The organism is Pseudarthrobacter sp. NCCP-2145 (assembly GCF_023708005.1).
GTDB classification, from domain to species: Bacteria; Actinomycetota; Actinomycetes; order Actinomycetales; family Micrococcaceae; genus Arthrobacter; species Arthrobacter oxydans.
This window is the reverse complement of sequence record NZ_BRCG01000003.1, coordinates 74,615-99,839: the sequence shown is the minus strand read 5'-3', so window position 1 is coordinate 99,839 and position 25,225 is coordinate 74,615. Positions and strand designations below refer to the sequence as shown.

Sequence of the window (25,225 nt, the reverse complement as noted above, 5' to 3'; positions counted from 1 at the left end):
CGTCCGCATCTTCCCTGTGGACCCCGGCGGGACCCGGCGGGGACCCCGGCGCCCTACCGCCGGGTGTAGCCCATCCTTGCACTCACCTGGAGGCCTGCATCCTTGAGGCCTTCTGCCAGTCCCGGCTCCTTCTCCGGATCGAAACGGAAGGCCGGCCCGGAGATGCTGATGGCGCCAATGACCGTTCCCAAGTGGCTGTACACCGGCACGGACATCGAGTTGATTCCGATTTCGAACTCCTCCCGGGTCACGGCATAGCCATCCCGGGCCACGGTGATCAGCTCGGTTTCAAGGTCTTTGCGGTTGGTGATGGTGCGGGGGGTCCGCGCCGGCAGCCCCGTCTCCGTCAGGATCCGGTCCCGGTCATCCGCGGACAGTGCCGCCAGCAGGACTTTGCCGCTGGAGGTGGCGTGCAGCGGGGTCAGGCTGCCCACCCAGTCATACGTGGCCAGGGTTGACGGCCCCATCGCCTGGTCTACGTTCACGGCATAGTTGGAGCGCAGCACGGCGAGGTTCACCGTTTCCTTGAACTGGTCCGCCAGGGCCTCCATGACCGTACGGGCCTCCCGCACCAGGCTCAGGCGCCCGGGGATGGAGCTTGCCAGCCGGAGGATTCCGAAGCCCAGCTGGTACTTTCCGCGCTCACTGTTCTGGTGGACCATTTCCCGGCTCACCAGTGAGCCGAGCAGCCGCGACACAGTGGATTTGTGGATGCCCATTTCCTCGGCAATGTCGCTCACGCCGGCGTGGCCGTCCCGCGCCAGGATCTCAAGGACCGCGAGGGCACGGTCCACGGACTGGACGCCGCCGTGGCCCGCTTCACCATCGACGTCGGGTTCGCGCTCATTGTTCGAAGCCATGACTAATACTCTCAAGTAGCTTGCGCCGCGTGAAATCAGCGCAGGCCGTTGCTGTGGGCGAGCGCCATCGCCTCAGTGCGCGACGATGCGCCGATCTTCCGGTAGAGGTTGCGCAGGTGGAACTTCACGGTGTTTTCGCTGATGTGGAGTTTCGCGGCAATCCCCCGGTTCCGCTGGCCGGCGGCGAGAAGCTGGAGGACCTCCAGCTCGCGCTCCCCCAGGTTCCACTGGGCGACGTCGGCCAGCGGCCGGGCGGGCGGATCCAGCGGAATTGCCACGGCGACGTCGGCGCCCCAGCCGGGCACCACGTCCACGCCCATGCTCCCGTCCAGCGCTTCAACACGCTGGACCAGGCGCGCCATCGCAGGCGCCGACGCGGAAAGCTCGCCCGGGCCATCGTCGCGCACGTTGATGAGGAGGTTCACGCCGTCGCAGTCCCATTGCGTGCGGATCCGGCGGACGCCCTCCTGGTCCACCATGGCGAGGACCAGCCCGCGGACAATCGCCCTGGCTGCGTGGGCCACCTCGCCGGGAAGCGCGCGGCCGTTTACTGGCGGTTCGATGAACTGCACGTCGATGCCGCTGAAGCCCATCAGCGGCCGGAGGTCCTCGCGGAGGCGCTGGAATGCGGAAGCGACCGGTTCCTCCACGAGGCCGGTGGTGCGGTCGTTGAGGGTGCGCAGGCCCACCAGGGCCCTGGCCGCGACGTCCGTTGCCGCCGTCCGGGCCGCGGCGTCCCCCAGCGCAGGCGACCTCAGCGCCGCAAGCAGCGTTTCGAGGGTGGTGGAGTGCTGGTCCACCAGTTCAGCGGTCACCCGCAGGCGCTCCGCCGAGGCGGCGCGTGATTCGATGAGGTACGACGGCGGCGCATCAGCCACCTTTTCGCGGATCCGTTCAGCTGCGAGGGTCCAGAGGTAGCGCAGCATCCACTGCGCCTCCGGCCCGGCCGGCTGCGGGTCCGCGAGGACCAGGAGCGCGTTGCTCGGCGAGGACACCGCGAGCACCGGGCGAACACCGCCGCCGAACGTGGCGTCCCCGCTCCAGCTGCCGGCGTCGCCCGCTTCCACGAGCGTTGCCCGGATGGCGTCCAGCTCCGCTATGGACACCCGGCTGATGATGGCCTCGTCACCGGCCTTCTTCTGCGGCCGGCCGGTGCAGTCCTCCGTGAAAATCACCAGCGCGCTGGACGCGATGTATGGGGCGGCAGCCTCGCGCAGCCGGTGCGCCATGTCCAACAGGGGTGCCGTTGCCAGGGCGGCTATTGACTGGAGCAGGGCTGCGTCTTGGTGATCCACGTGCCCAGTGTAGATGGGCCGCCCCCGATGCACCTACCCATTCGGATGGCCATGGCCGCCCCGACGTGCCGTTCCACCCACCCCCTGGGCAGGCGAGGATGGAAGGGCGCCAGCATCCAAGGAGGTATACGCATGAACGCCACCACACAAGCAGTCCCCGCCGCCCTGACGGGAACGGCACGGGCCTTCCACCACAACCGTGGCCTCGTCCTGGACGAAATCGGCTCAGTGTTGCAGCAGGTCGACCCGCTCGAGGTGGCCGCGCTGGTGACCGAACTTCGGCTGGCAGACAGGATCTTCGTGGCCGGCGCCGGCCGCAGCGGCCTGGTCCTGAAGATGGCGGCCATGCGGCTCATGCACCTGGGCCTGACCGTCCACGTGGTGGGCGAGACCACGGCGCCTGCCATCCGCACCGGCGACCTGCTCCTCGCGGCTTCCGGCTCAGGCACCACCGCCGGCGTCGTCAAGGCCGCGGAAGCCGCAGCCGCCCACGGCGCCCGCGTGGCTGCCTACACCACCGCCCCAGGTTCCCCGCTCGCGGCCGCTGCCGCCGCCGTCGTGATCATCCCTGCCGCCCGGAAGACCGATCACGGCTCGTCACTCACGCGCCAGTACTCGGGCAGCCTCTTTGAGCAGGTGCTGTTCGCCGCCACCGAGGCGGTGTTCCAAAGCCTGTGGGACGAGGACGCCGCCGCCCCGGAGGACCTCTGGCTGCGGCACGCAAACCTCGAGTAGGTTGCCCGGCCCCTTCCCCACTACAAGAAGCAGGAAACAAGAGAAAGCGAACCCCCACATGAAACTGCAAGTAGCCATGGATGTCCTCACCGTTGTGGCCGCACTGGACCTGGCCGGCAAGGTTGCCGAGTCCGTGGACATCATCGAGCTCGGCACCCCGCTGATCAAGAACGCCGGGCTCTCGGCCGTGACTGCCGTCAAGACGGCCCACCCGGACAAGATCATCTTCGCGGACATGAAGACCATGGACGCCGGCGAGCTCGAGGCCGACATCGCCTTCAACGCGGGCGCGGACCTGGTGTCCGTCCTGGGCAGCGCCGACGACTCCACCATCGCCGGCGCCGTCAAGGCAGCCACAGCCCACAACAAGGGCGTGGTGGTGGACCTGATCGGCGTTGCGGACAAGGTGTCCCGCGCCAAGGAAGCGCGCGCCCTGGGCGCCAGGTTCATCGAGTTCCATGCCGGCCTGGACGAGCAGGCGCTGCCCGGCTACAACCTGAACGTCCTGCTGGGCGCCGGAGAAGAAGCCCGCGTGCCCTTCTCGGTGGCCGGCGGCGTGAACCTCTCCACCATCGGGGCCGTGCAGCGCGCCGGCGCGGACGTGGCCGTTGTGGGCGGTTCCATCTACAGCGCCGAGGATCCCGCCCTGGCGGCCAAGGAACTGAAGGCAGCCATCATCTGATTCTTCCTGCCGGCCGCTGGTTTTCCCGCCGGCTGCTGAACATGCCGCAATACCGACGGCGGCCCCCACCCATGCGTGGGGGCCGCCGCTTACGGTGGCCGGCTACCGGAAAGACCGGATGGTGATGCCGGAGAACGTTGCAGGTCCGCCGTCGGTGTAGAAGGAGATCCCGGTGTCGCGGTCGGCGAAGTGCACCTGCTGCGAGAGCACCGTGTGGCCGGCGTTGACGAACACCTCGACGCTTTGGGTGTCCACGAAGATCCGCAGGTGGACGGACCGCGCGGCGGCGTCGATGGGCGCTGCCGCACGCGTGTACGGCAGCAGTGGGAAGCCGGCGAGGTCCGAGGGCGCACGGTCCACGTACAGCTCATTGCCGTACTTGCCGATGTTCGTGTGCCGGGCGCCGTCGGCGGAGCGGCCCACCGAGACCCCGATGTTCGCGGCGGCCTCCCAGGAGATGTCGAGCTCCAGCTCGTAGGCGCGGCCGTTCCAGGGCAGGACATAGCTGCCGTTAACCGTCCGGGCCGGGAACGCGGTGGTGGAGCCGGCGTAGTTCGAAAGCGCCGTGACGGGACTGCTGAGCAGGCTGTACCAGCCTCCGCCCTGGCGTGCCAGGCGCAGTTCCCGCACGATCGAGTTCTGCCCGTTGTACCCGTCGGACGCATCCGTGGGAACGTCGCGGGCGGCGTACTTCCAGTTGTTCATCCACCCGATGGCGTACCGCCGTGTTGCCGGCGCCTCTGCAGCCGGCCATGTCACCGCGCCGTACCAGTCCCAGCCCCAGTCCAGCCATTGCGGATTGCTGACATCGTCAGCCAGGAACTGGGTGCCGTCCCACGTGCCGGTCCAGTAGGCGTAGGTCATGGGCAGTCCGATGCCGTAGGCGTCCATGCTGGCGCCGAGCACCCAATGGCTGGTGCCGTCGTCGGCCGTCATCTCGAACAGGTCGGGGCATTCGATGCCGCCCAGCGCGGGGTTGGGGAAGTCGAAGTTGCGCTTCAGCTGCCAGTCACGCAGGTTCTGGGAGGTATAGAAGGCCGCATACCGCGCCCGGCCGATCACGCAGACCCACTCGTTGCGCACCGCATCCCAGTGGATCTTCGGGTCCCGGAACCATTCGGCATTGTCGATTTCCGCCTGCGTGGTGGCCGCCCTTCCGTCCGTGTTGACGATGACCGGGTCCGGCAGCGCAGTAAACGTGTAGCCGCCGTCGGTCGACCAGTAGAGGTACTGCTCCTGGTACTTGCGGATGCCGCCGGTGGGCTGGGTGGCAAGGACCACGATGGCCCCCGCGCCGAAGCCCGCTGTGTTGGCGGTATCCACCACTGCCGATCCGGACCACACGGGGAAGTCGGGCTGCAGCGGCAGCGCATCGCCATGGTGGGTGAATGCCACGCAGTCTGCCGTGGTGGCGTGGTCCCAGCCGCCCTGGCCGTTGTTCTGCGTGGAGTGCAGGTAGTAGAGGTGGTACTTGCCGTCCAGGAACACCGGCCGCTGCGGGTCGCACAGCCAGCCGGACGGCGGCGTCATGTGGTAGACGGCCCGCTGTGAGCCCTGCGCCGCCCGGGCAGGGACGGCAGCTGCGGCACCGCCCATGAACAGGGCGAGCGCTCCTGCTCCGGTGCCTTGCAGGACGTGGCGACGGGAAAAGGCATGTGTCATCGTTGACTTCCTTTCAGGGGGCGGCTGCTCCGCCTGGCGCTCGGGGTGATGGAACCTTCGGTGGTTCGCTGATCGGATCACCGGCTGCTTAAGCGCTTTAGCAGAAGAACATACCGAGCGGCAACCCCACGGTCAAGCGTTTCAGCAAAAGTGCCCTCCGTCACAAACCAGCCGCAAAAGACCTTCGGAACAATTTTTGCTAAAACGCTTGATCAACATGCGATTTCACGCTAGCTTCATGGTGATCAAACGCTTTAGCAGAAATGGACATCAACGCCGATGAGCTACCCAGTCTTCTTCCAGCCCGCCGATGCATGGGTTGGAGACCTTATCCCTTACCAGAAGGACGGGGAGTTCTGGCTCTTCTACCTTCACGAGGTACGCGCCGACCCGAAGCCCGGCACGGCCTGGAACCTGGTGACCACCAAGGACCTCACCCAGTTCCAGGACCACGGGGTGGCCCTCCCCCACGGAACCACAGAGGACTTGGACTTCAACTGCTACACAGGCAGCGTCATTGCTGACGACTCAGGCGTCCACCACCTGTTCTACACCGGCCAGAACCCGGGCAACCTCGGGACGGACGGCCTGCCCCTGCAGCTGGTCATGCACGCCACCAGCACGGACGGCATGAACACGTGGGTCAAGCACCCGGAGCTTACGTTCGGCGCACCGGACGGCTACGAGTCAGCGGACTGGCGGGACCCCTTTGTCTTCCGTGACGAGGAGGCCGGCCTGTGGCGGATGCTCCTGGCGGCCCGGCACTCCGACGGTCCCGAACGCCGCCGCGGGGTCATCGCCCAGTGCGTTTCCACGGACCTGATGACGTGGGAGCACACGGACCCGTTCTGGGATCCCCGCAGGTACATCACGCATGAATGCCCGGACGTCTTCGAATGGAACGGGTGGTGGTACATGGCCTACTCCGAGTTTTCCGAAACGTTCACCACCCGGTACCGGATGGCCAAGAGCCCCACGGGGCCGTGGACAGTTCCGGACCTGGACAGCATCGACGGGCGTGCGTTCTACGCCTCCAAGACGGCGGAGCGGGACGGCCGGCGGTTCTTCTTCGGCTGGATTGCCAGCAAGGAAGGCAATTGCGACGACGGCGCGTGGCAGTGGGCGGGCACCATGTCCGTCCTGGAGGCACGGCAGAACCCCGACGGAACGCTGGCATTCGGCCTCGCGGACGAGCTTGTGGACAGCTTTTGGGACACGGTCCCGCTCGAGCTGGAGAGCCCGCTGCCCATCCGGTTGGACGCGCCGGACTCCTATAGCGCCGCCGTCACAGCACAGGACCTGCCCACGCAGTTCTATGCCAAAGCGGTGCTGGACATCCAGCCGGGCACCACGGAATGCGGGATCCTGCTGCGCTCCAGCCCGGACGGCGACCACTCCTACGTCCTCCGCCTTGAACCGAAGCGCGGACGCCTTGTGTTCGACCGGTGGCCACGGACCATCACCGGGGAAGCCCAGTGGCATGTCTCGGGCGACGTTCCCTACGCCATCGAACTGGAACGCCCCTGCGACCTCTCCCCCGGCAGCCACACGCTGGAAGTGGTGGTCGACGGCGACCTGTGCGTCGCCGTCGTGGACCGCCAGGTGGCACTCAGCACCCGCATCTACGACCTCCCCGCCGGCGGAATAGGCGTGTTCGCCGGCGAGGGCACGGTTACCCTCACGGATTTCGACGTACGCAAGCGCACCGACAACTGAATACCCCCAACACCCATCCTCCGTTCCAATCAAGGGAGATTGACCCATATGAAGAACATGTTCCGCGCTGCCGCTGCCGCAGCCGTCACCGCCCTGGCACTGACAGCCTGCGGGGGCGCGAGCTCCACCGACCCGTCCAACGTCAGCCCCACCGGCGAGATCAAGGCCCGCGAGATCTCGTGGCTGCTCTCCCGCCCCGCTGACGGAGCGGTCATCAACATCATGAAGAAGCTCGCCGACGACTATGCCAAGGACCACCCGGGCTTTGAGCTCAACCTGATCACCACCCCGGACCGGCCCTCCTACATCCAGAAACTCGAAACCCTGGCGGCAGCCAACAAGCTGCCCGAACTGTTCGATACGGACGCAACTCCCTTCGCCCAGCAGCTGGCCAAGCAGGGCAAGATGGTGGACGCCGAGAAGCTGCTGGAGTCACTGGACATCTACGACAACTACCGTCCGGGCGCGCTGGACTACCAGCGCTTCGACGACGGCTCCCTGTACATGATCCCCTTCCAGTTCGAGCTGGAATTCATCTGGTACAACAAGGCACTGCTGGAGAAGGCCGGCGTGGCGGTACCAACATCGCTCGATGACATCCCGGCCATGTGCACCGCCCTGCGTAGCGCCGGCATCACCCCCATTGCCATCGACGGCCAGGACCAGTGGCCGCTGGAACGCTACATCGCCTACCAGCCCTTCCGCGAAGCCGGCCCGGAGTTCGTCCAGAAACTGAAGAAGGGCGAGGCGAAGTTCAGCGATCCTGCCGGCCAGAAGACCGTGAGCTGGATGGCGGAACTGGGCAAGGCCAAGTGTTTCCAGGACGGCTTCTCCGCCCAGGGCTACTCGGACGCGCAGAACCAGTTCACCTCCGGACAGGCCGCCATGTACAACATCGGCACGTGGGAACTCCCCAGCCTGGCCACGGACAAGCTGGACCCGGCCGTCCGCAACGACATCGACTTCTTCACCCTCCCCACCACGGCAGGGTCCGTGACGGGGGCCAACGAGTTCGTGTCGCCGTCCGGCATCGGCATGGCCGTGAACGCCAAGACCTACGATCCCCTGGTGAGCGACTTCCTGAAGTTCGCCCTGGAAAAGTACCCCGCGGAATATGCCGCCACCGGGGCACTGTCCCCCACCACCGACGTCGAAACCGTTGTGCCGGCCAATGCCACGCCGCTGTACCAGAAGGCCCTGGACCAGGCCGACGGCCTCGGTTCCATGCAGGCCATGCCGTGGGACACGCAGCTGGACCCGACCACCAACGGCCGGCTGCAGCAGGAGCTGGTGCTGCTGGTGCAGGGCAACATCACGCCTGAGCAGTTCACCGAAACCATGGACAAGACGATCGCGCAGAACGCCCCCAAGTTCTTCAAGTAGGCACTGCTTCCCCACGAAACCAACGCGGCGGGGGGACGCACAAGCGAAAGCGTTCCCCCGCCCGCAAGGCCCGAAAGGCCCCGCCATGCAACCCAACAGGATGCTGCCCAACAGGTCACGGACCTCGGTCCTGGTCTTCCTGCTTCCACCGCTGCTCCTTTACGGCGCAGCAGTCCTCTTTCCCATCCTCCAGTCCCTGTTCCTGAGCTTCTTTTCCTGGAACGGCATCAGCGATATGGAGTTCGTGGGCCTGGACAACTACGTCCGGATGTTCGTCGCCGACGATATCTTCTGGAGGGCGTTCCTGAACGCCCTCGTCTACCTGGCCATCTGCCTGGTGCTGCAGCTCGGCGGCGCCCTGGTGGTCGCCAGCCTCCTCACGTCGCTCCGCCGCGGACGTGAACTGATCAAGACCCTCTACCTGCTGCCGGCCGTGATCTCCACGGTGGCCATCGCCTTCCTCTTCGTGCGGATCTACTCCCTGGAACCCGTGGGCCTTCTCAACCAGCTGTTCCACTGGGTGGGCCTCGACAGCCTCGAGCGGCCCTGGCTCTCGGACGTCAACACGGTCCTTGCGGCGGTCTCCGCACCGGAAGGATGGCGTTTCACCGGACTGTACATGCTCATCATCTACGCGGCCCTGCTCGCTGTGCCCAAGGAGCTTGAGGAAGCCGCCGTCCTGGATGGCGCGTCCCGGTGGACGCTGTTCACCAAGATCCGCTTCCCGTACATCCGCCCGGTGTGGATCACCACCACCATTATGGCCACCACCTACGGGCTGCGCGGTTTCGACATCCCCTACCTGATGACCAACGGCGGTCCGGGGCAGTCCTCGGAACTGCTCACCACCTACATGTACAAGACGGCGTTCACCAGCACGGACTTCGGCTACGCCAGCACCATCTCGGTGTTCATCGTGGTTGAGTGCCTCGTCGCCGTCGGCCTCATCCTGTTCCTGCTGAAGCGGAAGGCAGACTCATGATCACCCAGGCAGCCCCTCCCACCCCGCCCGCCGCCGTCGTACCTGTCCGTCCGCCCGGAAAGCGCCGCCGGCGCAGGCCCGACCTGTTCCGGACGCTGTCCCGCGTGCTGATCATGCTCATCGTGATCGTGCAGGTGTACCCACTGGCGTGGCTGTTCCTGACCAGCCTCCGCACGGAACAGGACTTCGCCACCGGTGATCCGTTTGCCCTGCCCAGCTCCCTGACATGGGAGAACTATGCCAGGGCGTTCGAAACCGGCGACCTGGGGCGGAACATCCTGAACAGCTTCATCGTCACCATGGGGGCGAACATCCTGATTGTCCTGCTGGGCATGATGGCCGCCTACGCCATCCAGGTCCTGGGGTTCCGGCTCAGCAAGCTGGTCCGCGGCCTGTTCCTGATCGGCATCATCGTCCCGGTGCAGATAGCCCTGGTCCCGTTGTTCATCGACTATTCGGCGGTGAACCTGCTGGACACCTACCTCTCGATGATCATCCCGCTGGCCGGGTTCTCGCTTCCCATGTCCATCTACCTCTTCTGCTCGTTCTACGAGTACATCCCCAAGGAAACATACGAGGCAGCATCCCTGGACGGCGCCGGCCCCTACCGGATCTTCGGGCTGATCACCATGCCGCTGTCCCTGAACACCGTGGTGACCGTGGTCCTGGTGAACAGCATCTTCATCTGGAACGACTTCATCTTCGCCAACACCTTCGTCCTGTCCGAGGACCTGAAGACCATTCCGCTGGGCCTGCAGAACTACATCGGCGCCATGGGCAAGGTGGACTGGACGGCAACGTTTGCCGCTGTCTGCGTGACCATCACCCCCCTGCTGCTGGTGTTCCTGGTGCTCAACAAGGCCATGATCCAGGGACTTGAAAGCGGGGCGACGAAGGGATGACGGCAACGGCGGATGGATATACTCCTCAAGGAGGGCAGATGAGTTCAATGGAGAATGGTGCGGAGGTGCCGGCACCTGCCGCCCGGGCGCCGAAAACCCCGGAGCGCGCGCACCCCGTCACCCTCCGCGACGTCGCAGAAGCGGCCGGCGTTTCCACAGCCACGGTGTCCCTGGTGGTGAACAAGAAAAAGGCCGCCCGGATCGCCGAGGAAACCCGCCGGCGGGTGCAGGACGCCATCCGGACCCTGGGCTACCGGCCCAACGCGATGGCAAAGACCCTGGTCAGCGGCACGTCCCGGTTCATCGGGCTGGTGGCGGACGGCGTTGCCACCACGCCCTTCGCCGGCCAGATCATCCACGGAGCCCAGGACGAGGCGTGGAAGCACGGGTACGCCCTCCTCATTGCCAACACCGAAGGCAACGGCGAGCTCGAGCAGGACGCCATCCAGATGATGCTGGAATACAAGGTCCGCGGAATCCTCTACTCCACGTGGTTCCACCGCCAGACGGACATTCCGGCGCCGCTGCGGGAGGCCGACTTCGTTTTGGTCAACTGCTTCTCCAACGAGCCGGGCACCCGCGCCGTGGTACCCGACGAGGTGCAGGGCGGCCGCTCGGCCACGGAAATCCTGCTGGGGCACGGGCACCGGAAGATTGCCTTCATCAATGCCACCATTCCGGCGCCGGCCAAGGACGGGCGGCTCCAGGGGTACCGGGAAGCACTGGAAAAGGCAGGTGTTCCGTTCGACCCCGAACTGGTGCTGGAAGCCTACCCGGACCAGGAAGGCGGCTACGGCGCCACGTCCGATCTCCTTACCCGCGGCGTGAGCGCGGTGTTCTGCTACAACGACCGGATGGCCATGGGCCTCTACGACGGCCTGCGCGAGCACGGCCTGTCCATCCCCGACGACATGGCCGTGGTGGGGTTCGACAACCAGGAAGTCATTGCCGCCCACCTGCGGCCGCCGCTTTCCACCGTGTCCCTCCCCCACTACGAACTGGGCGCTGCCGGTGTGAGGATGCTCCTCGGGCTGGATGGGGCGCCCGGAACCGCAACGGACGGGGTGGCCCGGATCAACTGCCCCGCCGTGGAACGGACGTCCGTCCGGGCCCAGGCGCACGCCTGACGGGGGGCTACGCCGCAGGCCTGATGACCCGGTTCCGCCCGGCGAGCACACCCGTCACGGCGAGGACGGCCATGATGCCCGCGGTGACCAGGAGGGGAAGGGTCCAATCTCCGCTCAGATCGCGCAGCCCGCCGAACATCACCGGACCCACAGCAGCCATGCCGTAGCCGACGGACTGCGCCATGCCGGACAATGATGCCGCCTGCGGGTAGTTGACGGTCCGGAGGCTGAACAGAGACAGGGCAATGACGATCAGGCTCCCGCACCCGGTTGCCCCCAGGAGGACCCACAACAGGATGAGGTCCGGCGCAAGCGCCAGGCCCAGGAACGTCACAACCATCACCGCTCCGCTGGCGGCGCTAACGATCCGCTGGTCCGAGCCCCGGTGAAGGATGCCCCCTGCGGCAAGGCTGGCGAAGACGCTAACGAGCAGGAAAACGGACAGGTGGATGCCGGCGGTAGTGGCCGGCACCCCGCGGCTTTGTTCGATGGTGGGCAGCCATGCCATCAGGACGTAAAAGGCGATTGACTGCAGCCCCATGAAGATCGTCACCTGCCAGCCCAAGGCTGAAGTCCACGGCGACCGGTAGGACACGTCCGGCCTGGCGGCGCTCACGGTGCCGGAGCCGTGCCGGCGCAGCCACGGCAGGAGCACCGCCATGGCAATGAGGGCAAGTCCCACCCAGATGCCGAGGGCAAGGCGCCATCCCGCGGGGGACGTTTGCGCCACGGGCACGACGACGGCGGCCCCCATGGCGGCAAAGGCGGCCTGGGTGGCGGTGTAGCTTCCGGTGAGCTGGCTGACCCTCGTGGGAAAGTCCCGCTTCACCAGTGAAGGGACCAGGACATTGAGGAACGCGATTGCGAGGCCAATGAGTGCTGTGCCCAGCCAGATGAAGCCGGGCACGGGCAAGGAGCGGAGCACGATGCCCGAGGCCAGGATCAGCAGGGACATCCACAGCGCACGGTCGAGGCCCAGGCGCGAAGCGAGGCCGGGCGCCAGGGGCGAGAAGACGGCAAAAGCAATGAGCGGAAGACCCGTCAGGAAACCTGCCGCGGCGCTGGACAGGCCAAGGTCGGAGCTGATGTTGGACAGGACCGGCCCCACGCTGACAAAGGACACCCGAAGGTTGACTGCGATGAGCAGAACGCCAATGAAGGCGAACCCGAACCTGGCAGTGCGGTCCTGTGCGTTCCGGGCGGCAGCGGGCATGGAGCGCATTCCATCCTTTCAGGAGTGAGAGAGCGTCCCGGTTTATACGGCGTTAAGTGAGAGAGCGTCCCGGTTTATACGGCGTTAAGTGAGAGAGCGTCCCGGGGGGCTACAGCACCTTGCGGATGGTTTCCTCGAAGCTCGTGACATGGTGCAGGGCCAGCTCGGCAGCCTTGTCAGCGTCGCCGGCGGCCACCGCCTTGAGCAGGTCCACGTGCTCGGTGATGTGGCCGCTCACTGACGGCACCTTGTCCAGCACCACGCACCAGATGCGGGTGGCCAGGTTGTCGTAGCGGATCAGGGTGCTTTCCAGGTGCGGGTTCGCGGCCGCCTTGTAGATCAGCCGGTGCACCATCAGGTCATAGCGCATCAGCTCGCGCGACTCCCCCTGGCCGGGCCCCAGCTCCGCGATGGCATCGGCCACCTGCAGCAGTTCGCGGCGCATGCTGTCACTGGCCCTTTTCGCCGCCCGGCGCGCGGCCAGCGGCTCCAGGAGTTCCCGGATTTCCGAGACGTCCGCCAGCTCCGTGAAGTCGACATTCGTGGCGAAGGTGCCGCGGCGGGGATAGGAAATGACCAGGTGGTCAACCTCCAGCCGCTTGATGGCCTCCCGCACGGGGGTGCGCCCAAGCCCGAGTTCAGCCGCCACCTGGCCCTCGTTGATCGGCTCGCCGGGGCGGATTTCCAGCATGATCAGTTTGTCCCGCAGCTGCCGGTAGGCGGCCTCAGCCTGGGACGGTGCCTCGTCCTCCGCCTGAGGCAGGGCAAGAAGTGCATTCAACGCGCCGCTCCGTTCTCCGCTGACGTGACGGGCTGCCCGTGCCGGGCTTCACGTCACTTTCGTCCAGCTATTGACTCTGCTGTGATGCCGATCATACCATTGAGCTCACACTGATATATCAGTTAGTAAGCAAGTGGTATTTCAAAGGAGCATCCGTGGTTGAGCAGTTGAACGAGCGACTTTCGGTCGTTGATCCCGAGGTCCAGCAGGCCATTGCCAGTGAGCTGGGCCGCCAGCAGTCGACGCTGGAAATGATCGCCTCCGAGAACTTTGCCCCGTCCGCGGTCATGGAGGCCCAGGGCTCGGTACTGACCAACAAGTACGCCGAGGGCTACCCGGGCAAGCGCTACTACGGCGGCTGCGAGCACGTGGATGTTGTGGAGCAGCTCGCCATCGACCGGGTCAAGGCCCTGTTCGGCGCAGAATTCGCCAACGTCCAGCCGCACTCCGGCGCGCAGGCCAATGCCGCCGCCATGTTCGCCCTGCTGAACCCGGGCGACACCATCATGGGACTGAGCCTGGCCCACGGCGGCCACCTTACCCACGGCATGAAGATCAACTTCTCCGGCAAGCTCTACAACGTGGTCCCGTACCACGTAAGCGAATCGGACCTTCGCATCGATATGGCCGAGGTTGAGGCGCTGGCCCTGGAACACCGGCCCAAGCTGATCGTGGCCGGCTGGTCCGCCTACTCCCGCCAGCTGGACTTCGCCGAGTTCCGCCGCATCGCCGACCTGGTGGACGCGTACCTCATGGTGGACATGGCCCACTTCGCAGGCCTGGTGGCCGCCGGCCTGCACCCGAACCCGGTGCCCTACGCCGACGTCGTCACCACCACCACCCACAAGACCCTCGGCGGCCCGCGCGGCGGCGTCATCCTTGCCAAGGAGCAGTACGGCAAGAAGATCAACAGCGCCGTGTTCCCCGGCCAGCAGGGCGGCCCGCTGGAGCACGTGATCGCCGCCAAGGCCGTGGCCTTCAAGCTCGCCGCCTCCCCCGAGTTCAAGGAACGCCAGCAGCGTGTCCTTGAGGGATCCAAGCTTCTCGCCGAACGGCTCCTCCGCGACGACGTTGCCGCGGCCGGAATCTCCGTGGTCAACGGCGGCACCGACGTGCACCTGGTCCTCGTGGACCTCCGCAATTCCGAGCTGGACGGACAGCAGGCCGAAGACGCCCTGCACCGCATCGGCATCACCGTCAACCGCAATGCCGTCCCCTTCGATCCCCGCCCGCCGATGGTCTCCTCGGGGCTGCGCATCGGCACCCCGGCCCTCGCCACCCGCGGCTTCGGCGCCAAGGAATTCGAGGAAGTCGCAGACATTATTGCGACGGCGCTGATCGCCGCTGCGGGCAGCGGCACCCTGGGCGACAGCACCGCCGTCGAACTCCGCGCCCGCGTCACCGCGCTGGCCGAGCAGTTTCCCCTCTACCCACACCTCAGCAACGGCACTGAAGTTGCCGCCCTTGAAGCAGACCTGATTGGAGCAGCCCAGTGAGTGCAGACCTCCTCCCCGAGCACCCCGACTTCCTCTGGCGCAACCCGGAGCCCAAGTCCTCCTACGACGCCGTGATCGTGGGCGGCGGCGGGCACGGCCTGGCTACCGCCTACTTCCTGGCCAAGAACCACGGCATGACCAACATCGCCGTCCTGGAAAAGGGCTGGCTGGCCGGCGGCAACATGGCCCGGAACACCACCATCATCCGTTCCAACTACCTCTGGGACGAGAGCGCGGCCATCTACGAGCACGCCCTCAAGCTCTGGGAGATCCTGCCGGAGGAGCTCGAGTACGACTTCCTCTTCAGCCAGCGCGGCGTGATGAACCTCGCCCACACCCTGGGCGACGTCCGTGAAAGCATGCGGCGCGTGGGAGCGAACAAGCTCAACGGCGTGGACGCCGAGTGGCTGGACCCGAAGCAGGTCAAGGAACTTTGCCCCATCCTGAACATCAGCGACAACATCCGCTACCCCGTCATGGGCGCCACGTACCAGCCCCGGGCCGGCATCGCCAAGCACGACCACGTTGCCTGGGCCTTCGCCCGCAAGTGCGATGAGATGGGCGTGGACATCATCCAGAACTGCGAAGTCACCGGCTTCGTCAAGGACGGCAACCGCGTGGTGGGCGTCAAGACCAACCGCGGCACCATCAACACCGAAAAGGTGGGCCTCGCCGCCGCCGGGCACAGCTCGGTCCTGGCCGAGATGGCCGGCTTCCGGCTCCCCATCCAGTCCCACCCGCTCCAGGCCCTGGTCTCCGAGCTGCACGAGCCCGTCCACCCCACGGTGGTCATGTCCAACCACGTGCACGTCTACGTTTCCCAGGCCCACAAGGGCGAACTGGTGATGGGCGCCGGCGTCGATTCCTACAACGGCTACGGCCAGCGCGGCTCGTTCCACGTGATCGAGCACCAGATGGCCGCCGCCGTTGAGCTCTTTCCCATCTTTGCCCGGGCCCACGTGCTCCGGACCTGGGGCGGCATTGTGGACACCACGCTGGACGCCTCCCCGATCGTGGGCAACACCCCGGTGGAGAACATGTTCGTGAACTGCGGCTGGGGCACCGGCGGATTCAAGGCCACCCCCGCGGCCGGGCTCACCTTCGCGCACAACATCGCCACGGGCTCCCCGCACAAGCTGAACAAGCCGTTTGCGCTGGAACGCTTCGAAACCGGCGCGCTGATCGACGAACACGGCGCCGCCGCCGTGGCCCACTAGCCGCCAGCGAACACTGCACTTTAGAAAGAAGACGCACATGCTGCTCATCTCCTGCCCCAACTGCGGCTCCCGCGACGAGACCGAATTCCACTACGGCGGCCAGGCCCACGTGCCCTACCCCGAAAACCCGAACGAGCTGACCGACCGCCAGTGGGCCGAGTACCTGTTCTACCGGGACAACACCAAGGGCGCCTTCGCCGAGCGCTGGCTGCACAGCACCGGCTGCCGCCAGTGGTTCAACATGCTCCGCGACACCGTCACCTATGACATCCAGGCCATCTACCCGATGGGCACGCCCCGGCCTGACGCTGCCGGTCAGCTGACCGTCGAAACGGGCACCGCCAGCCTCGCCCCGGACAGCACCACCACAGGGACCGCGGCCCCCAGCACGTCCGGGACGAGCATTTCCGGCACCAGCACCACACCCGCCAGCACCACTGCCCCGGAAGGAGCAACCAAGTGACTTCCCAGAACGCCCGCCTCGCTTCCGGCGGCCGCATCGACCGCACCATCTCCTGGCGTTTCACCGTGGACGGCGAGGAATTCACGGGGCACCCCGGCGACACCCTCGCCTCCGCCCTGATCGCCAACGGCCGCATCAACGCCGGCAACTCGCTCTACGAGGACCGCCCCCGCGGCATCATGTCCGCCGGTGTGGAGGAATCCAATGCGATGGTGAAGATCGCTGCGCGCTTCCCGGGCGACGTCGCCGAATCCATGCTCCCCGCCACCACCGTCACCCTGGTGGACGGCCTGAAGGCGGAACTGCTCAGCGGCCTGGGCAAGCTGGATCCCGAGGAGGACCGCGCCGAGTACGACAAGAAGTACGTCCACACCGACGTCCTGGTGGTCGGCGGCGGCCCCGCCGGCCTGGCCGCAGCCCGCGAAGCCGTCCGCACCGGCGCCCGCGTGATGCTGCTGGACGACCAGCCCGAGCTGGGCGGGTCCCTCCTGTCCGGGTCAACGGCACCGGAACTCGTTGAGACCATCGAAGGCAAGCCCGCCCTGGAATGGGTGGCGGACGTCGAAGCCGAGCTCGTTTCAGGCGCCGAATCCACCGTCCTGAACCGCACCACGGCCTTCGGCGCCTACGACGCCAACTACGTGATCGCCGTCCAGAACCGCACGGACCACCTGTCCTCCCCTGCCGCGTCCGGAGTATCCCGGCAGCGGATTTGGCACATCCGTGCCAACCAGGTGGTCCTGGCGCCGGGCGCCCACGAGCGTCCCCTGGTGTTCGAGAACAACGACCGCCCGGGCATCATCCTCGCCTCGGCCGTCCGCACCTACCTGAACCGCTACGGGGTGGCCGCCGGCCGCCGCGTGGTCATCAGCACCACCAATGACAGCGCCTACGCCGTGGCCGCGGACCTCCGCGCCGCGGGCGTCAAGGTTGCCGCCGTGGTGGACGCCCGCCCGCAGCTCACCGCCGTGGCTGCTGCCGCCGTCGAGTCCGGCACCCGCGTGCTGATCGGCAGCGCCGTGGCCAACACGTCCTCGCAGTCAGCAGACGGCCGCGTGGACGGCGTCACCGTCCGCAGCATTAACGACGACGGCGAGCTCACCTCGGGCGTCGAACAGATCGCCTGCGACCTGCTGGCTGTCTCCGGCGGCTGGAGCCCGCTGGTGCACCTGCACTCCCAGCGGCAGGGCAAGCTGCGCTGGGACGACGAGCTGGCCGCCTTCGTGCCGAGCACCGTGGTCCCCAACCAGCAGACCATCGGCTCGGGCCGCGGCAGCTTCGACCTGGCCGACTGCCTGGCCGAGGGCATCTCCGCCGGTGCAGCCGCAGCCATCGCTGCCGGGTTCGCGTCCGCCGTCGCTCCTCTCGTCCTGGCGGAGCCGAAGGCCTCCGCCCCCACCCGCCAGCTGTGGCTGGTCCCCGGCGAGACGGGAACCCCGGACAACTGGCACCAGCACTACGTCGACTTCCAGCGCGACCAGTCCGTGGCTGACGTGCTGCGGTCCACCGGGGCCGGCATGCGCTCGGTGGAACACATCAAGCGCTACACCTCCATCAGCACCGCCAACGACCAGGGCAAGACCTCCGGCGTCAACGCGATCGGCGTTATCGCCGCCGCGCTGCGCACCGCAGGAGAAGCCTCCCGCGGCATCGGCGACATCGGCACCACCACCTACCGCGCACCGTTCACGCCCGTGGCCTTCGCGGCACTGGCCGGACGCCAGCGCGGCGAGCTGTTCGACCCCGCCCGCAAGACCTCCATCCACCCGTGGCACGTCGCCAAGGGCGCCCTGTTCGAGGACGTCGGACAGTGGAAGCGGCCCTGGTACTACCCGCAGGGCAGCGAGGACATGGACACGGCCGTGCTGCGCGAATGCGCCGCCGTCCGCGAATCCGTGGGCTTCATGGACGCCACCACCCTGGGCAAGATCGAAATCCGGGGCAAGGACGCCGGCGAGTTCCTCAACCGGATCTACACCAACGCGTTCAAGAAGCTCGCCCCGGGTTCCGCCCGCTATGGCGTGATGTGCATGGCTGACGGCATGATCTTCGACGACGGCGTGACCCTGCGCCTGGACGACGACACCTACTTCATGACCACCACCACCGGCGGCGCCGCGAAGGTGCTGGACTGGCTGGAGGAATGGCTGCAGACCGAATGGCCGGACCTGGACGTCCACTGCACCTCGGTGACCGAACAGTGGTCCACCATTGCCGTCGTCGGGCCCAAGTCCCGCGCAGTCCTTGCCAAGGTGGCCCCGGAACTGGCGGCCAACGGCGGGCTGGAAGCCGAGGCCTTCCCGTTCATGACGTTCCGCGAAACCACCCTGGCCTCCGGCGTCCGCGCCCGGGTCTGCCGGATCTCCTTCTCCGGTGAACTGGCCTACGAGATCAACGTTCCGTCCTGGTACGGGCTGAACACCTGGGAGGCCGTGGCGGCTGCCGGCGCCGAATTCAACATCACCCCGTACGGCACCGAAACCATGCACGTGCTCCGCGCCGAGAAGGGCTACCCGATCGTCGGCCAGGACACGGACGGCACGGTCACCCCGCAGGACGCCGGCATGGAATGGATCGTCTCCAAGGCCAAGGACTTCATCGGCAAGCGCTCCTACTCCCGGGCCGACGGCCAGCGCGAGGACCGCAAGCACCTGGTGAGCGTGCTGCCGGTGGACGGGACGCTGCGGCTGCCGGAAGGCACCCAACTCGTGGAGAAGGGCCGTTCCACCAACCCTGCCTACGGGCCGGTCCCGATGGAAGGCTTCGTCACCTCCAGCTACCACAGCGCGGCGCTCGGCAGGTCCTTTGGCCTGGCCCTGATCAAGAACGGCCGCAACCGCATCGGCGAAACCCTGACTGCCGCCGCCGGCGACCAGCTGGTGGACGTCGTCGTCGCCGAAACCGTACTTTTTGACCCCGAAGGGACCCGCAAAGATGGCTGAAACAGCAGCACCCGCAACCTCCTACGAGAAGAACCTCTCACTCCGGGTCAGCCCCGCCGCCCAGCTCCGCGCAGACTTTGAAACCGGCTCCGTCCGGGGCGTGGTGGAGATCAGCGAAGTGGCTTTCCTGACCATGGTGGGCCTCCGGGTCAACCGGGACAGCGACGCCGGACAGCGCGTCGCCGCTGTCACCGGCGGCCTGCCCGCCACGTGCGGCAGCGTCACCGGAACCGGGGACTCCTCCGTGCTGTGGCTTGGCCCGGAAGAGTTCCTGGTGGTGGCACCACGGGAAGCCCACGAATCCCTGGGCGGCGGCCTGATCCAGGCGCTCCGCGAAGCCCTGGGGGACGGCGCCGGCCAGGTGGTGGACCTCTCCGCGAACCGCACCACGTTCGAGCTCACCGGGACGCGGGCCCGGGCCGTCCTGGAGAAGGGCTGCTCGCTGGACCTGCACCCGCGCGTGCTGAAAGCCGGCACGGCGCTTTCCACGGAGGTGGGCAACATCCCCGTGGTGCTGTGGAAGACCGGCGAGGAGACGTTCCGGCTCTTCCCCCGCGCGTCGTTCGCTGATTTCCTGGGCCGCTGGCTGCTCGACGCAATGCGCGAGTATGCCTCGCCTGAGGTCCCCTAAATGGCCCTCAGCGTCCTGGACCTGTTCTCCGTTGGCATCGGGCCGTCGTCGTCACACACGGTCGGCCCGATGCGGGCAGCAAAGCTGTTCGCCGACGGACTCAAGGGTGACGGACACCTGAGCTCCACCCGGCGCGTACAGGCTGAACTGTTCGGCTCGCTGGGCGCCACCGGGCGGGGCCACGGCTCGGACAAGGCCGTGGTCCTGGGCCTCAAGGGCCTGGACCCCGAAACCGTGGACACTTTCACGGCCGACGACCAGGTGGCCGCAGCCGCGCTGGACGCCGAACTGTGGATCGGCGGGGACCACCGGGTGGACTTCAACTGGGACGAGGACGTAGTGCTGCACCGGCGCAAGTCCCTCCCGGCCCACCCCAACGGCATGACCTTCCGCGCCCTGGACCATGCCGGGTCAGTCCTCAGCGAACGGAGCTTCTATTCGATTGGGGGCGGCTTTGTTGTTGACGGGGACGCCGACGCCGGAGACAGGGTGGTGGCGGACTCCACCGTCCTGCCTTACCCGTTCACCACGGCGGACGAGCTCCTGGAGATCTGCCAACGCGAGGGGATGTCCATCTCGGACGTCATGCTCGCCAATGAACTGACCTGGCGGCCCGAAGCGGAGCTCCGGGAGAAGCTGCTGGGGCTGTGGGCGGTCATGCGCGAATGCGTGGACAACGGCTGCGCCGCGGAAGGCATCCTTCCGGGCGGGCTCAACGTCCGCCGCCGCGCGCCGTCGTTGTTCCAGACCCTGACGGCGGACACCGGCGTGACCGATCCGCTCCGGGCCATGGAATGGGTGAACCTGTTCGCGCTGGCCGTGAACGAGGAAAACGCCGCCGGCGGGCGCATCGTCACGGCGCCCACCAACGGCGCGGCGGGCATCGTCCCGGCGGTGCTGCACTACTACGTGAAGTTTGTCCCCGGCGCCAACGACGACGGCGTGGTCCGCTTCCTGCTGGCGGCGGCCGCCGTCGGAATCCTGTTCAAGATCAACGCCTCCATCTCCGGTGCCGAGGTGGGCTGCCAGGGCGAGGTGGGCTCCGCCTGCTCCATGGCCGCCGCCGGGCTCTGCGAGGTCCTGGGCGGCACGCCCGCCCAGGTGGAGAACGCCGCCGAGGTGGGCATTGAACACAACCTCGGCCTGACGTGCGACCCCGTGGGCGGGCTGGTGCAGATCCCCTGCATCGAACGCAACGCGATCGCCAGCGTCAAGGCCATCAACGCCGCCCGCCTTGCCCTGCACGGCGACGGCAGCCACAAGGTGTCCCTGGACAAAGCCATCAAGACGATGCGCGAAACCGGCGCCGACATGAAAACCAAGTACAAGGAAACCTCCCGAGGAGGACTCGCCGTGAATGTGATCGAGTGCTGAACCATGACCGCCATTGAGACTGAAACTTCCCTGTCCGCGCCGGTGACCACCGTGGAGCATGTCCTCACGCTGGACTGCAGCGAGTCGCCGGGCATCGTCCACGCCGTGTCCGGCTTCCTGCTGGAGCACGGCTGCGACATCATCGACAACCAGCAGTTCGGCGAACGCAGCGAAGGGCACTTCTTCATGCGGGTGCATTTCGCGTCCGACGGCGATGCCTCCACCGCGGACACGCTGCGGGCCGCGTTTGGGCCGGTTGCCGAGCGTTTCGGGATGCGCTGGAGGCTGGAGCCGCACGGCTCCAAGCGGCGGGTGCTGATCATGGTGTCCAAGTTCGGGCACTGCCTTAACGACCTGCTGTTCCGGGCACGCATCGGCGAACTGCCCGTGGACGTGGTGGCCGTGGTGTCCAACCACACCGACCACCAGGCCCTGGTGGAGTGGCACGGGATCCCGTTCTTCCATGTGCCGGTCACGGCTGACACCAAGCCTGCGGCCGAGGCGCGGCTGCTGGAACTGGTGGACGAGTTCGATGTGGAGCTTGTGGTGCTGGCCCGGTACATGCAGGTACTCAGCGACAACCTGACCCGGAAGCTGGACGGCAAGGCGATCAACATCCACCACTCGTTCCTGCCCAGTTTCAAGGGCGCCAAGCCGTACCACCAGGCGTACGCGCGCGGCGTCAAGACCGTGGGTGCCACCGCGCACTACGTCAACAGCGAGCTGGACGAGGGGCCCATCATTTCCCAGCAGACCGTAGAGGTGGACCACACCTACGGGCCCGAGGACCTGGTGGCCGCCGGCCGTGACACCGAGTGCAAGGCCCTGTCCAACGCGGTGCGGTGGCACTGCGAGGGCCGGGTCATCCTGCAGGGCAACCGCACGGTGGTCCTCCGGTAGCCCCCTGCGACGCTCTCTCACCTAACGCCGGCTTTTGCGTGACGCTCTCTCACCTGATGCTGGTTTTTACGTGGCGCTCTCTCACCCTGGTGAGGGGGCGCCACGGCCTTAAGCACCGCCGTCGTCATTGCCCAGAAGTCCCTTGATGCTCAGGCCCCGCCGGCAAACCCCGACGCCTGGGGGTGGTCAAGCCAACCGTTCCGGAGTGCCCGTTTGATCCCCTGCACTGCGCGCTGAAACTCGTCAGCAAGATCGTCCTTATCGAAGATGAGAACCGTCCAGCCGGCTGATTCGAAGGCCTTGTCCCGTCTCCTGTCGCTCAGGATCTGTGCGTCACCGAGGTGATGGTCGCCGTCGTACTGGATGGCAAGGCGGCGATGACGGTAGCCGAGATCGGCCGACGGCGACCGCGCGTCTCCTGCGCGCAACGGCACCTGGAGTTCGGGCTCCGGGAGCCCGGCGTCGGCGATTGCCAAGCGAAGGAGCGATTCGGGCGCGGAGTCAGCCCCCACCCGCATCAGATCCAGCGCTTCGCGGGCGCGGACGATGCCCTGGAGGTTCGGGTGGCGGGCTACAAGCGCGCGAAGGCCCGCTATGGTGTCGTAGGGCTGTGCCCTTCCCTCGAAATCCATCCGTGGCATGCGGATGAGTTGGTCCCCCATGCTCACCAGGTCGTGGAGCGGCAGGATGCGGGCCACATCAAGCCACGTGCGGGACCGGGTGCTCAGGCGGATGCCGTCGACAAGTTCAGTCTCATCCTCACGTGCCAGCACGGTATGGCCGATCACGCCCTTCCGGCGGACCGATGGCAGCGACCTCGGCTTGCTCAGATGCAGCTCTGACGAATCCGCCAGCCATGGCGGCAGCAGTTGGCATCGAAGCCGTGCCGCGGTCACATGCGAGATCCAGGCTCCCGGCGACGCCGCGGACAACGCCCTGGCCGCGCCTTCCAGGTCAAAATCCCAGCCCGCCGGACGGTAGAGGCCGCGGCTCACATTGATCACATCCTTGCGGCGGAGCCTGCTTAACGGGACGCCGGAAGACATGGCTGAGCTGAAGGTGAAGGGAGCCGCTGCCAACGGCAGGGGCAGGGAATCCTGCTTTTGCATGCTGGCATTCTGCCCCGATCCGGCTCAAGGCTGCAGAAGTTATCCACAGGCCCGCGGTTAGGTTTCCGAGGGGTGAGAGAGCGTCCGCCCAAAACGCGCATTAACTGCGAGAGGGTTTCCCGGAACCCGACGTTAGGTGAGAGAGGATCGCCGGGGAAGGGGCATTAAGGAAGAGAGGGTTGGGGCCTAGTCGGAGTGCAGGGCGGCGAGGCGGCTGGCCAGGTGGAGGGCGGCAAGGCGGCCGGTGCTGCGGGGGTCGCCGCCGCACAGGGAGAAGATCCGTTGCAGCCGCTGGTGCATGGACTGCCGCTCCAGGTGCAGCTCCCGCGCAGCCTGTGCGGTGTTGCAGCCGGAGTCCACCCATACCCGCAGCGTCTCGGCCAACTGCGAGCGGCGCTGCGCATCGTAGTCAAGGACGGACCCCAACTGCTGGCGGACAAAGTCCTCGCGCCTGGCCGCATCCAGGGCATGGAAGGCCATCCGTTCCACCGCAAACGCCTCCGCGTCGAGCGCTCCACCGGCCAGCCGCGCCCCGGACGGGCGCAGCTCATCACGGGCTCCAATATCCAGCGTCAGCCGCGCCTCTGCCAGCGACCAGGGTGCCGACGAAATCCCGGCGGCCACCGGGCCTACCGCGCTGATGCTGCCCTCGGGCAGCTCGAGCGTCCGGAGCCCGGCCAGGATCTCGCTCCTGTCCTCCTGCGCCTTACCGGTCCGCAACGCCGCAAGCGCCAGCAGCTCCTCGTTATCCGCATAGCTGGCACTGTGCCGGCCCACCCGGTCCAGCAGCTGTTCCACCGTGGTTCGGAGCTGCCGGGAGCCGGGGGAACGGATCACAACCGCCACCAGCTGCGCGGCCGGGGGAATCCCCGCAGCCGGTGCGAGCTGTTGGAGCCTCCAGTTCTGCGTACCGGAATCAACGGCGCGGATCAGCGCGGCACCCGCCATCTCCTTCAGGCCGGGCGGCATGCGCTGCAGCAGGGCCAGCGCCAGAATGTCCACTGACCGGTTCCCGGCAATCCTTGCCAGGTTCATGTCTCCTCCCTCCAGCGTGTGGAGGCTTAGTCGCGCCGACGGTATGCCCCGTACGGACACATCAATATGGGTAGTGCGTGCCCGGTCCTGGTCGGCGTCCCCCGCCGGAGCAGGCCCGGCATCCGCGGCATGGCCGGCAGGCAGTGCGCTTGCCAGCGGAGCACCCGCGTTGGATGTCAGGACAACTTCCGCGCCGGTGGCGTCGGCGAGGACGGCCAGGATCCGGTCAAGGCTGCCGCCGTGGGCCAGCTCCACCGCCATGGCATGGCTTGCCCGGTCAGCCTGCTGCAGGTGCGCGGCAGATTCGCTCACCAGCAACGAGTTGATGGCCTCCATCACGCCTACGAAGGGCACCACCTTGCGCAGCTCGATCAGGGGAAGCCCTGCGGCTTCGGCTGCTCCCACCATGGAGGACGGAATGGACGGCAGGGCCACGCCCGTCTCGATGGCCAATGCAGCTACTCCACGCTCCGCCAGCTCCCAGATGTAGCCGATGCGCCGCTTGTCCGTTGCCGCGGCCAGGGCCTGGCCGCCGGTGAGCAGCAGTTCTCCGCCGCCAAGTAACGGTGCGATGTCCAAAACTTCACTGGAGTGGATCCAGCGCAGCTGCGTTTGGGCCGCAATCGCCGCCGCCGCGCGTATTACGGGGTCCGCCGGGGTGAGGGTGGAATGTTTCAAAACATCCTGCAGCCGTATGGGCATGACACTCCGTCAAGTAGA

21 protein-coding genes are annotated in these 25,225 nt (G+C 66.9%); 14 read left to right on the top strand and 7 right to left on the bottom strand.

Annotation, left to right across the window (positions count from 1 at the left end):
• Positions 1-53 precede the first annotated feature (53 nt).
• Positions 54-860 (bottom strand): IclR family transcriptional regulator, encoded by an 807-nt coding sequence (locus NFU08_RS03430; RefSeq protein WP_251420755.1) that lies wholly within the window; start codon positions 858-860, stop codon positions 54-56.
• A gap of 35 nt (positions 861-895) precedes the next feature.
• Entirely contained in the window at positions 896-2,155 is a 1,260-nt protein-coding gene (locus NFU08_RS03425) for a response regulator transcription factor family protein (RefSeq protein WP_251420753.1), read from the bottom strand.
• 132 nt (positions 2,156-2,287) lie between these two features.
• On the opposite strand from NFU08_RS03425, the gene hxlB reads away from it, so the two are divergent.
• Together hxlB and hxlA are read left to right on the top strand one after the other, a co-directional pair.
• Positions 2,288-2,890: a 6-phospho-3-hexuloisomerase gene (gene hxlB, locus NFU08_RS03420; protein WP_251420750.1), complete on the top strand. Its 603-nt coding sequence runs from the start codon at positions 2,288-2,290 to the stop codon at positions 2,888-2,890.
• A 58-nt stretch (positions 2,891-2,948) separates the two neighbouring features.
• The gene (gene hxlA, locus NFU08_RS03415) at positions 2,949-3,572 is read left to right on the top strand and encodes a 3-hexulose-6-phosphate synthase (protein ID WP_251420748.1); all 624 of its coding nucleotides are present in this window, start codon (positions 2,949-2,951) and stop codon (positions 3,570-3,572) included.
• A 102-nt stretch (positions 3,573-3,674) separates the two neighbouring features.
• Here hxlA and NFU08_RS03410 read toward each other — a convergent pair whose 3' ends face one another.
• Positions 3,675-5,234, bottom strand: a complete 1,560-nt coding sequence (locus NFU08_RS03410) for a glycoside hydrolase family 32 protein (RefSeq protein WP_251420746.1) — start codon at positions 5,232-5,234, stop codon at positions 3,675-3,677.
• 279 nt (positions 5,235-5,513) lie between these two features.
• Between NFU08_RS03410 and NFU08_RS03405 the strand changes: the two genes are divergently transcribed.
• From NFU08_RS03405 to NFU08_RS03385, 5 genes are all read left to right on the top strand, one after another.
• The gene (locus NFU08_RS03405) at positions 5,514-6,950 is read left to right on the top strand and encodes a glycoside hydrolase family 32 protein (RefSeq protein WP_251420745.1); all 1,437 of its coding nucleotides are present in this window, start codon (positions 5,514-5,516) and stop codon (positions 6,948-6,950) included.
• Positions 6,951-6,998: 48 nt separating this feature from the next.
• Positions 6,999-8,333 carry an ABC transporter substrate-binding protein gene (locus NFU08_RS03400; protein ID WP_174179048.1) on the top strand — a complete coding sequence of 445 codons (1,335 nt, stop codon included), beginning with the start codon at positions 6,999-7,001 and terminating at the stop codon, positions 8,331-8,333.
• A 100-nt stretch (positions 8,334-8,433) separates the two neighbouring features.
• Positions 8,434-9,315 carry a carbohydrate ABC transporter permease gene (locus tag NFU08_RS03395; protein WP_251420958.1) on the top strand — a complete coding sequence of 294 codons (882 nt, stop codon included), beginning with the start codon at positions 8,434-8,436 and terminating at the stop codon, positions 9,313-9,315.
• Entirely contained in the window at positions 9,312-10,217 is a 906-nt protein-coding gene (locus tag NFU08_RS03390) for a carbohydrate ABC transporter permease (protein WP_251420743.1), read from the top strand. Before NFU08_RS03395 ends, NFU08_RS03390 begins: the two co-directional genes overlap by 4 nt.
• A 38-nt stretch (positions 10,218-10,255) precedes the next feature.
• A complete protein-coding gene (locus NFU08_RS03385; protein WP_397425083.1) occupies positions 10,256-11,344 on the top strand; it encodes a LacI family DNA-binding transcriptional regulator in 1,089 nt (362 codons plus the stop codon).
• 7 nt (positions 11,345-11,351) lie between these two features.
• Here NFU08_RS03385 and NFU08_RS03380 read toward each other — a convergent pair whose 3' ends face one another.
• Both NFU08_RS03380 and NFU08_RS03375 read right to left on the bottom strand, forming a co-directional pair.
• Positions 11,352-12,566 carry an MFS transporter gene (locus tag NFU08_RS03380; protein WP_251420741.1) on the bottom strand — a complete coding sequence of 405 codons (1,215 nt, stop codon included), beginning with the start codon at positions 12,564-12,566 and terminating at the stop codon, positions 11,352-11,354.
• Positions 12,567-12,666: 100 nt separating this feature from the next.
• Positions 12,667-13,338, bottom strand: a complete 672-nt coding sequence (locus NFU08_RS03375) for a GntR family transcriptional regulator (RefSeq protein WP_251420740.1) — start codon at positions 13,336-13,338, stop codon at positions 12,667-12,669.
• Between the two features lie 155 nt (positions 13,339-13,493).
• On the opposite strand from NFU08_RS03375, the gene glyA reads away from it, so the two are divergent.
• From glyA to purU, 7 genes are read left to right on the top strand one after another with little or no spacing between them, the layout of a single operon-like run.
• Entirely contained in the window at positions 13,494-14,834 is a 1,341-nt protein-coding gene (gene glyA / locus NFU08_RS03370) for a serine hydroxymethyltransferase (RefSeq protein ID WP_285835568.1), read from the top strand.
• Positions 14,831-16,051, top strand: coding sequence for a sarcosine oxidase subunit beta family protein (locus NFU08_RS03365; RefSeq protein ID WP_104185774.1), 1,221 nt, complete (start codon positions 14,831-14,833; stop codon positions 16,049-16,051). Before glyA ends, NFU08_RS03365 begins: the two co-directional genes overlap by 4 nt.
• A gap of 37 nt (positions 16,052-16,088) precedes the next feature.
• A complete protein-coding gene (locus tag NFU08_RS03360) occupies positions 16,089-16,514 on the top strand; it encodes a sarcosine oxidase subunit delta (protein ID WP_174179693.1) in 426 nt (141 codons plus the stop codon).
• The gene (locus NFU08_RS03355; protein WP_251420738.1) at positions 16,511-19,456 is read left to right on the top strand and encodes a sarcosine oxidase subunit alpha family protein; all 2,946 of its coding nucleotides are present in this window, start codon (positions 16,511-16,513) and stop codon (positions 19,454-19,456) included. Before NFU08_RS03360 ends, NFU08_RS03355 begins: the two co-directional genes overlap by 4 nt.
• Entirely contained in the window at positions 19,449-20,087 is a 639-nt protein-coding gene (locus NFU08_RS03350; RefSeq protein ID WP_251420736.1) for a sarcosine oxidase subunit gamma, read from the top strand. Before NFU08_RS03355 ends, NFU08_RS03350 begins: the two co-directional genes overlap by 8 nt.
• Positions 20,088-21,461 carry an L-serine ammonia-lyase gene (locus NFU08_RS03345; protein WP_174179699.1) on the top strand — a complete coding sequence of 458 codons (1,374 nt, stop codon included), beginning with the start codon at positions 20,088-20,090 and terminating at the stop codon, positions 21,459-21,461.
• A gap of 3 nt (positions 21,462-21,464) precedes the next feature.
• On the top strand, positions 21,465-22,361 hold the full coding sequence (gene purU, locus NFU08_RS03340; RefSeq protein WP_104185779.1) for a formyltetrahydrofolate deformylase: 897 nt from the start codon (positions 21,465-21,467) through the stop codon (positions 22,359-22,361).
• 149 nt (positions 22,362-22,510) lie between these two features.
• Here the strand turns inward: purU and NFU08_RS03335 are convergent, their stop codons facing one another.
• Both NFU08_RS03335 and NFU08_RS03330 read right to left on the bottom strand, forming a co-directional pair.
• Entirely contained in the window at positions 22,511-23,470 is a 960-nt protein-coding gene (locus NFU08_RS03335; protein ID WP_251420734.1) for a DUF559 domain-containing protein, read from the bottom strand.
• A 186-nt stretch (positions 23,471-23,656) separates the two neighbouring features.
• The gene (locus NFU08_RS03330; RefSeq protein WP_251420732.1) at positions 23,657-25,207 is read right to left on the bottom strand and encodes a PucR family transcriptional regulator; all 1,551 of its coding nucleotides are present in this window, start codon (positions 25,205-25,207) and stop codon (positions 23,657-23,659) included.
• Positions 25,208-25,225: the final 18 nt, after the last annotated feature.

Excerpts from the sequence above, each read along its gene's own strand:
- NFU08_RS03385 (WP_397425083.1), top strand. The coding sequence starts at position 10,256 with ATGAGTTCAATGGAGAATGGTGCGGAGGTGCCGGCACCTGCCGCCCGG.
- NFU08_RS03400 (WP_174179048.1), top strand. The coding sequence starts at position 6,999 with ATGAAGAACATGTTCCGCGCTGCCGCTGCCGCAGCCGTCACCGCCCTG.
- NFU08_RS03350 (WP_251420736.1), top strand. The coding sequence starts at position 19,449 with ATGGCTGAAACAGCAGCACCCGCAACCTCCTACGAGAAGAACCTCTCA.
- NFU08_RS03405 (WP_251420745.1), top strand. The coding sequence starts at position 5,514 with ATGAGCTACCCAGTCTTCTTCCAGCCCGCCGATGCATGGGTTGGAGAC.
- purU (WP_104185779.1), top strand. The coding sequence starts at position 21,465 with ATGACCGCCATTGAGACTGAAACTTCCCTGTCCGCGCCGGTGACCACC.
- NFU08_RS03360 (WP_174179693.1), top strand. The coding sequence starts at position 16,089 with ATGCTGCTCATCTCCTGCCCCAACTGCGGCTCCCGCGACGAGACCGAA.
- NFU08_RS03395 (WP_251420958.1), top strand. The coding sequence starts at position 8,434 with ATGCTGCCCAACAGGTCACGGACCTCGGTCCTGGTCTTCCTGCTTCCA.
- NFU08_RS03430 (WP_251420755.1), bottom strand. The coding sequence starts at position 860 with ATGGCTTCGAACAATGAGCGCGAACCCGACGTCGATGGTGAAGCGGGC.
- NFU08_RS03335 (WP_251420734.1), bottom strand. The coding sequence starts at position 23,470 with ATGCAAAAGCAGGATTCCCTGCCCCTGCCGTTGGCAGCGGCTCCCTTC.
- NFU08_RS03345 (WP_174179699.1), top strand. The coding sequence starts at position 20,088 with ATGGCCCTCAGCGTCCTGGACCTGTTCTCCGTTGGCATCGGGCCGTCG.
- NFU08_RS03390 (WP_251420743.1), top strand. The coding sequence starts at position 9,312 with ATGATCACCCAGGCAGCCCCTCCCACCCCGCCCGCCGCCGTCGTACCT.
- NFU08_RS03410 (WP_251420746.1), bottom strand. The coding sequence starts at position 5,234 with ATGACACATGCCTTTTCCCGTCGCCACGTCCTGCAAGGCACCGGAGCA.
- NFU08_RS03380 (WP_251420741.1), bottom strand. The coding sequence starts at position 12,566 with ATGCGCTCCATGCCCGCTGCCGCCCGGAACGCACAGGACCGCACTGCC.
- hxlA (WP_251420748.1), top strand. The coding sequence starts at position 2,949 with ATGAAACTGCAAGTAGCCATGGATGTCCTCACCGTTGTGGCCGCACTG.
- NFU08_RS03330 (WP_251420732.1), bottom strand. The coding sequence starts at position 25,207 with ATGCCCATACGGCTGCAGGATGTTTTGAAACATTCCACCCTCACCCCG.
- hxlB (WP_251420750.1), top strand. The coding sequence starts at position 2,288 with ATGAACGCCACCACACAAGCAGTCCCCGCCGCCCTGACGGGAACGGCA.